Origin of the sequence: Micromonospora qiuiae (assembly GCF_016863555.1) — a bacterium.
GTDB classification, from domain to species: domain Bacteria; phylum Actinomycetota; class Actinomycetes; order Mycobacteriales; family Micromonosporaceae; genus Micromonospora; species Micromonospora qiuiae.
This window is the reverse complement of record NZ_BOPC01000206.1, coordinates 1-588: the sequence shown is the minus strand read 5'-3', so window position 1 is coordinate 588 and position 588 is coordinate 1. Positions and strand designations below refer to the sequence as shown.

At 70.4% G+C, this 588-nt stretch carries 1 protein-coding gene; it reads right to left on the bottom strand.

Going from position 1 to position 588, the window contains the following annotated elements; translation table 11 throughout:
* A partial coding sequence (locus Vqi01_RS30445; protein ID WP_204038570.1) for an AMP-binding protein occupies positions 1–588 on the bottom strand: 588 nt, incomplete at both ends.

Sequence of the window (588 nt, the reverse complement as noted above, 5' to 3'; positions counted from 1 at the left end):
GGCGGGTGTAGGTGGAGAAGGTGGTCACCTCGGTCGGGCCGTAGATGTTGTGCAGGTGTGCGGGGCCCTGCCCGCCGTCGATCACCCGACCGACGGTGCCCGGGTCGAGGGTCTCGCCGCCGAAGTAGAGCTGGTCGACCGTCGCGAACGCGTCCGGCACCGCGTTGACGGTGGCGTTGAACAATGCGGTGGTGATGAAGACTGTGTTCACCGACCGGGCCCGCAGCAGTGCGGCGAGGCGGTTCGGCGAGAGCACGGTCTCGGTCGGTACCACCACCACCCGCCCACCGTTGGCCAGCGCGCCCCACACCTCGAAGGTGATCGCGTCGAAGCTGGCGTTGGAGAGTTGCGCCACCACGCTGCTCGGGGTGAGCCGGACGTAGTCGGGCTGTCCGATCAGGCGGGTGATGCCGCGGTGCGGCACCACCACACCCTTGGGCGTGCCGGTCGATCCAGAGGTGTAGATGACGTACGCGGCGTCGTCACCGCTGCGCCGGTCCCGCTCGTCGAAGCGGTGGCGGATGTCCGGGTCGGCCTCGGTGGTGGCGCCGGGCAGCGGGACGGCGTGACGGTCGCCGAGCGGTAGCC